The following is a 6,250-nucleotide window of genomic DNA, read 5'->3' on the forward strand; positions in this document are numbered from 1 at the left end:
GAAGCTCTGCTCACCCGCCTGCGCTATAGGCAATAACAAGGCAGCCTAGCCGGCAAACCCTATCTGCTGCAGATTTGGCGGCCGGTAATCCGTGTCCAACCGCCAGCGCTCGGCCACGGACGGGTGAATGGTAGTCTCGACATTGTCCGGTTTCAGGTTGCGAACCAGAGGCGTTGAAAACCGGAAAATATGGCGCCGCGAGTTGTGCAGTCTGGCCCTGGCGCTGGGATTGATACCGGCGGGCAGGTGGTCCTCGATATCCAGGCCGGCGCTCCTGGCCTGCCCAACCATCCATTCCAGGGCGCTGTCGGACGCCAGCAGCCCCTGATCGTCTGCCGGGTAACCACCGCCGATATCACTGTGGGAACCGGCAAACCACACCTGTTGCAGATCCAGCTTGTCCCGGGGCTCCCAGAGCGTGGGTTCGAAATCCTCCCGGCGCTCATCAATGGCCAGGGCATGGCGGGCAATACGCACATTACTTCCCAGCTTGGTGTCGTAAAACTCGTCCTTGCGGTCAAACAGCCCCATCAGTGAGAAGGGCACACCCAGGGCGCCCACCGTATCCCAGGCGCCCACAAAGCGGATCTCCCGGGACTCATGGCTGTGGGCATTCCGGAACGCCACGGATTTGGCGCCGGACGGCTTCCAGGCATCTCCGGTTTTCTTGTAATGATCAAACGCCTGCTGGATCAGCCGGGCATCGGGCCGCTTGAGAATGCCGCAGTTGTTGATCAGGCCGCAGAGGGAGCGCACGGTGTAGGCTCCGCGGCTGAAGCCGAACAGGTAGAGGTCGGTGCCGGGCGTGAAGTTCTGAACGATGTAACGGTAGGCATCCATAATATTCTTGTGAATACCCTGCCCGGTTACCCCACCCATCACCGCGTTGTAATAAGAGCCAATGCCCCAGTCATAAAACACATGCTGGGGCCGGCCATCGGCCGCCAGGGGGCGAATGGCTCTGGCCATTCTCAGCACATTGGTGGGAACATCTTTCTGAAGATCTTCTTCCGGGCGGTTCCATGTGCCATCGGCACAGACAACGAGGCGCTTAACCATGGCAGACTCCTTTGCCAGCAATATGATCAGATTCTGATCATATTATAGCTCAGGGCCGGTCATCCGGCGGCGCGCCCTCGTCACATTTCCGGCAGTCCAGTTCAAACCCCAGCATGGACGCCCGGCCCTCTGCCGTTTTCACCCACGGGCGGTTCACCCAGGGCGGTGTGTGGCGCACATGCTGATTGTGGCCACACGCCAGCCGGGCGACCCAGTGATTTGCTTCGTCTTTGTGGTAACCGGTGATGGGTTGTTTCATAAGCTCCAGTTTAGAACCGGAATTCCGGCCCTGCAGAGAAGATGTGGACATCGGATTTCAGGTTCTGGACTCCTGAGCTGTCGTCACCAATATCCTGAAGATAGTCCCACTCCAGGCGAAGACCGAAAGAGTCAGTGATATCAATGGTGGCGCCGGCCCCGGTGCGCAAAGACACACCGTTCTCTTTATCGCTGACACTGCCAAGACCGTTGATCGTGACACTGCCGTCCTGCCTCCAGAATTGCGCACCCACTTTTGCGAACAGGCGAACCGGGCCAAACTCCGGCGTAAACACCAGAAGGGAACCGTCGAACATGTGGTAACCAACATCCATGGAGCCTGTGTTGTCCTCAATGGTGGTGTCGTCGGTATAACGGTAACCACCTTCGAACGCCAGATACTTGTCAAAAAATCCGCCAGCGTAGATTCGACCTGTCAGAGCGGTGTCATCACACTCGATAACCACATCATCACAGAAGTCGCTCACCTGTGCCTGCCCGACAGAGATCCCTGCGTAGCCTCCCTGCGCAGCTGCCGTGCCGGCCAGTGCCAGCAATGAGCCGCCTGCAAACACCAAAGACGCTACCTTTCCTGCCTTCAACATCCTGAATTTCCTTGTGTTGGTGAATATCTTGAAGTTGCAGGCGGGATAGTACAGAGAAGCCACACACCTGAGTTCAATCATCGGGCAGCTTTAACAAGATTTGACGTTCAGGGCAGGAAAATTATTCAAACGGAACTCCGTGTTCTTCATTGATAGTTGTGTGAGCGTCGGTTTTTTCCGTCAACTGCGCGCATCCCGGATGACGGACAAGCGCGAAATACCTTAACCTCGGCAGAATACCGCCGACACATCAGGAGCCCTCCCATGAAAACAGCCCACGACCTCATAGAAGCCCCAAAGAAAGAAATTCAGGAAGTTCCGCTTGAGCAGGCAGACGATGCCATCACGAAGGCGGACCTGCTGTTGAATGTGCGTGATGTCGATGAGTACCGGGCCGGCCATACCTAGACCCTCACCCTCATCTATCTGGTGATGACTTTTGACGGATGTCTCGCTGTTACAGATCCTTCTGGCCAACCTGGCCGTTCTCGCCGGCGCCTGCCTGCAGGGCGTGGCCGGCTATGGCATTGGCACCCTGGCGGCGCCGCTGCTGTTCCTGATCAGCCCGCTGTTCGTGCCCGGCCCGCTGATACTGAATGCCTCCCTGCTGACCATCTTCATGCTGGTCCGTAACCGTGGTGCCCTGCGGGTTCGGGAGCTGCGCTTCGCCATCGGGGGTGGGGTTGCCGGCGCGGTTCTGGCAGCACTGACGTTGCTGGTGATTTCCACCAAGGGGTTTGAGCTGATCTTCGGCATCCTGATTCTCGCAGGCGTGTCACTCAGCCTTGGCGGGCTCAGACCGGCCCTGAACGCACGCAATAGTGTGATGGCCGGTGCCGTCTCAACCTATATGGGCACGATCACGGCCGTCGGTGGCCCGCCCATTGCACTTATCTATCAGAACGAAAAAGGCCCGCTGGTGCGGGCAAACATGTCTGCGTTCTTTCTCGTTGCAAGCGTATTCAGCCTGGCCGCACTGCTCACCTCCGGCTACCTGGGCACTCGTGAGCTGGCTCTGTTTGCGGTGACCTTCCCGGGGGTTGTGGTGGGCTTCTGGCTCTCCGGCAAGCTGGTGAACCACATGCCCTTCGAGGGGCTTCGCCCGGTGATCCTCGCGATTGCAGCCATCGCGGGAACCGCAGCCCTTATCCGCGGCCTGCTTTCCCTGTAGGGATCTACCCTGCCCAGAGCCGAACCCGGAATCGGCTCTTTCGCCACAGCAACGCCAGCCAGAGAGCGTGGGCGTTGATCAGCAGTGCGAGAATCCATTCCAAGGCATCATCCTTGCGGCTGTAGAACTCCGGCGCGACGCCGTTGAGGACCACCGAGAGAATGCCGACACCGAGAATCAACTGGCACAGGTTCAGCAGTCTCATGCCGGTGTGTTTCCAGAGCGGATGGCCTCGCAGCCCGGCACTGACGAGCAGCTCGCAGATAAACGTGAGCGAAAAGTACAAAACCACACCAACCCGGCGGATCAGGTTGAAACCATCCCCGGCATGGCCCAGCGCCAGCGTATAAGCGCCCAGGGATAGGCTGGCCACCAGCCCCAGCCAGGGAACCCAGGCAACGCCGGCCGAATGAACGCCCAGCTGGCGCAGCCAGCGGCTATTCAGCCACCAGAACAGAATCCCCAGCAAAGCCGCGGGCAACATGGTGCCCTTGAAGATGAAATAAGAGGTGCCATGGCGGCCGGTTCGGCTGATGCTGGTGCAGCTGTCCCAGTAGGGCATGCACAGCTCGACGTACCCTTCCAGCACCGAGACCACAAAGGTGGTGTGGATAGTAAGCAACGGCACAAGCCCGGCGGCAAGTGCCAGCCACCAGAGATGGACTGAACGATGGTCTGCCATGGAAGGAGGCCCCGGCGCATCTCCACCAAACGGAGATCAACCCAACAAAATCGGTCAACAACATACTGAATGAACATTATTCGACCAGATTTTGCAATCGGCATATTTGGCAAGCACCGACACCCACATCCGGCCTACCGATTACGGGCGCCTGGTTACCGCCATCGTCAGCCGGGAGATACAGGTGGTTTTCCCTCCTTCGTTCTCAAGCCGGATTTCCCACACCTGGGTCGTACCGCCGATATGAATGGGCTTTGCCGTGCCGTACACCCAGCCTTTGGTAACCGGGCGGATGTGGTTCGCGTTGATACCCAGCCCCACAGCGACCGTCTCCGGGTCTTTCAGGCAACAGTTGGCGGCCATGCTGCCGAGGGTTTCTGCCAGCAATACCGAGGAGCCACCGTGGAGAATGCCAAACGGTTGAACGGTACGTTCATCAACGGGCATGCGGCCTTTTATGTAATCATCGCCGATTTCAAGGTACTCAATACCCATGTAGCTGACAGCCGTGCTTTCGCTGGCTTCGGCGAGGTGTTCGAGGTTCGGGGTCTGGGTCCAGATTGCCATACAGATGCAGCTCTCATTTATCAGGAACAGGGTTAGAAACAGGGCATTCAGTTTATACAGATAGGATGCGAACTACCAAACCTTCCATGGACCAACCACACTAACCTCAGAGTCCGGCGAAATGGTCCCTTAAGGCACTGCGCCCGCCACCCCGGACAGCGCGGTCACCCGACTTCAGTCAAGACGGCCCAAGATCCGTGGGCCCCGACTTTGCGTATCCCTGGTTGAAATCAGACTCAGGCGGCACAAAGTCTTGAAGCGGATCGGCTGATAAGTGACATTCATTCGTCAACACAAAGGACAGACACCATGAAAATTCTGATGGTTCTCACCTCCCATGACCAGATGGGCGATACCGGCCACAAGACCGGCTTCTGGCTCGAGGAGTTCACCGCGCCCTACTATGTTTTCCGGGATGCCGGCGCGGATATCACCATTGCCTCGCCGAAAGGCGGCCAGCCACCGGTGGATCCCAACAGCGAGGTGGAAGAAGCACTGACCGAAACCACCCGGCGCTTCCAGGAAGATCCCCACGCCAAGGAGTCCCTGGCCAGTACCAGGAAGCTGAGCGATGTGGACATGAACGACTATGACGCCATCTTCTACCCCGGCGGCCACGGCCCGCTCTGGGACCTGGTCAACGATGACAAATCCATAGCCCTGATCAAGACTGCGTACCAGCAGGACAAGGTCATCGGTGCCGTATGCCACGCGCCAGCCGTGTTCAAGAACGTGGAAATCAAGCCCGGCCAGAACATTGTTGGCGGCCGCGAAGTGACCGGCTTCAGCAACAGTGAGGAAGAGGCCGTGGGCCTGAGCGGCATAGTCCCCTTCCTGCTCGAAGACATGCTGAAGGAAAACACCGCCACCTACACCCGGGGCGACGACTGGGCACCGCACATAGTCGTGGATGGAAAGCTCATTACCGGGCAGAACCCGGCATCTTCCGAAGGGGCGGCGAAGGCCGTCGTGCAGGCCCTGCAGGATAGCTGACCGGTTGAAGTTGGGGTCAGATGAAAATGGGGTCAGATGAACTTTTCATCTGACCCCATTTTCAGCCCTCACCACTGGATTTTCTGAACCAGTGCTGGTACTTTTCCCGCAGTTGTTAATCGGTAGCTCAACCAGGGATGTGGTTGGCACAAGGTTGCCGGAAACAGGACATCACCATACCTTCAGGGATTGAAGATATGCCCCAGGCAAGTGGATTGCAGTTTACCGCCCGTGTTGGCGAACTCCCTTCGGATCTTTTCTCAGTGGTTGGCTTTACCCTGACCGAGCGCCTTTCCGAGGTGTTTCACGGTTGTCTTGAGCTGGCTAGTGCCGACCCGTTGATTCAGGCTGCGGACATTCTGGAACAACCGGTCGATCTCGCCGTCTGGCAGGACGGCGTGCCGCTTCGACGGTTTACCGGCGTGGTCAGCGAATTCGCCCGGGGCGGTTCCGGCCACCGGCGCACCCGCTACGAACTGGTCATCCAGCCGCCGCTCTGGCGTCTGGGCCTGATGCACAACAGCCGGATTTTCCAGACCCAGAGCACCGATACCATCGTGCGGACCCTGCTGGAGGAACGGGGCATTATCGATCCGGTGTTCGATCTCAAACGCCCACCGCAAGAGCGGGAATACTGTGTGCAGCACCGGGAAAGTGACCTGGCCTTCCTCGAACGTCTAGCCACCGAGGAAGGCTGGCACTACCGCTACGAACACGGCAGCGTGGACGGGGAGATTCAACCGGCCCTGGTCATCGCCGATCACCACGGCGATGCGCCGAAACTCGCCCCGGCAGAGTACAACGCCAACGCGGGCGGCAGCACCCGGCGCCCGGTGGTGTATCGCTTCCGATACGAGGAGCGGGTGCGGGTGGCCTCCGTGGCCATGAAGGACTACACCTTCAGGAATCCGGCCT

General features: G+C 58.7%; 9 protein-coding genes. 4 read left to right on the plus strand and 5 right to left on the minus strand.

Annotated features, from left to right (window positions below; translation table 11 throughout):
* Positions 1-45: 45 nt before the first annotated feature.
* Genes QPL96_RS18245 through QPL96_RS18255 form a run of 3 tightly spaced genes read right to left on the minus strand, consistent with a single transcriptional unit; the run spans position 46 to position 1,922 of the window.
* Positions 46-1,059: a DUF2235 domain-containing protein gene (locus QPL96_RS18245; RefSeq protein ID WP_303288717.1), complete on the minus strand. Its 1,014-nt coding sequence runs from the start codon at positions 1,057-1,059 to the stop codon at positions 46-48.
* 49 nt (positions 1,060-1,108) lie between these two features.
* A complete protein-coding gene (locus QPL96_RS18250; protein WP_303288718.1) occupies positions 1,109-1,318 on the minus strand; it encodes a DUF3565 domain-containing protein in 210 nt (69 codons plus the stop codon).
* Positions 1,319-1,328: 10 nt separating this feature from the next.
* The gene (locus QPL96_RS18255) at positions 1,329-1,922 is read right to left on the minus strand and encodes an outer membrane beta-barrel protein (protein ID WP_303288719.1); all 594 of its coding nucleotides are present in this window, start codon (positions 1,920-1,922) and stop codon (positions 1,329-1,331) included.
* A gap of 264 nt (positions 1,923-2,186) precedes the next feature.
* Here QPL96_RS18255 and QPL96_RS18260 point away from each other — a divergent pair, with 264 nt between their 5' ends.
* Both QPL96_RS18260 and QPL96_RS18265 read left to right on the plus strand, forming a co-directional pair.
* Positions 2,187-2,330, plus strand: coding sequence for a hypothetical protein (locus QPL96_RS18260; RefSeq protein WP_303288720.1), 144 nt, complete (start codon positions 2,187-2,189; stop codon positions 2,328-2,330).
* Positions 2,331-2,361: 31 nt separating this feature from the next.
* Entirely contained in the window at positions 2,362-3,093 is a 732-nt protein-coding gene (locus QPL96_RS18265; RefSeq protein ID WP_303288721.1) for a sulfite exporter TauE/SafE family protein, read from the plus strand.
* A gap of 4 nt (positions 3,094-3,097) precedes the next feature.
* Here the strand turns inward: QPL96_RS18265 and QPL96_RS18270 are convergent, their stop codons facing one another.
* Together QPL96_RS18270 and QPL96_RS18275 are read right to left on the minus strand one after the other, a co-directional pair.
* Complete coding sequence (locus QPL96_RS18270) at positions 3,098-3,775, minus strand: hypothetical protein (protein ID WP_303288722.1); 678 nt, start codon at positions 3,773-3,775, stop codon at positions 3,098-3,100.
* A 141-nt stretch (positions 3,776-3,916) separates the two neighbouring features.
* Complete coding sequence (locus tag QPL96_RS18275) at positions 3,917-4,342, minus strand: hotdog fold thioesterase (protein WP_117619222.1); 426 nt, start codon at positions 4,340-4,342, stop codon at positions 3,917-3,919.
* A 309-nt stretch (positions 4,343-4,651) separates the two neighbouring features.
* Between QPL96_RS18275 and QPL96_RS18280 the strand changes: the two genes are divergently transcribed.
* Together QPL96_RS18280 and QPL96_RS18285 are read left to right on the plus strand one after the other, a co-directional pair.
* The gene (locus QPL96_RS18280) at positions 4,652-5,335 is read left to right on the plus strand and encodes a type 1 glutamine amidotransferase domain-containing protein (RefSeq protein ID WP_303288723.1); all 684 of its coding nucleotides are present in this window, start codon (positions 4,652-4,654) and stop codon (positions 5,333-5,335) included.
* Positions 5,336-5,532: 197 nt separating this feature from the next.
* Positions 5,533-6,250 (plus strand): type VI secretion system Vgr family protein (locus QPL96_RS18285; protein WP_303288724.1); only part of this gene is annotated, 718 nt, incomplete at its 3' end.

The organism is Marinobacter sp. SS8-8 (assembly GCF_030540945.1).
In the GTDB taxonomy this organism is placed as follows: Bacteria; Pseudomonadota; Gammaproteobacteria; order Pseudomonadales; family Oleiphilaceae; genus Marinobacter.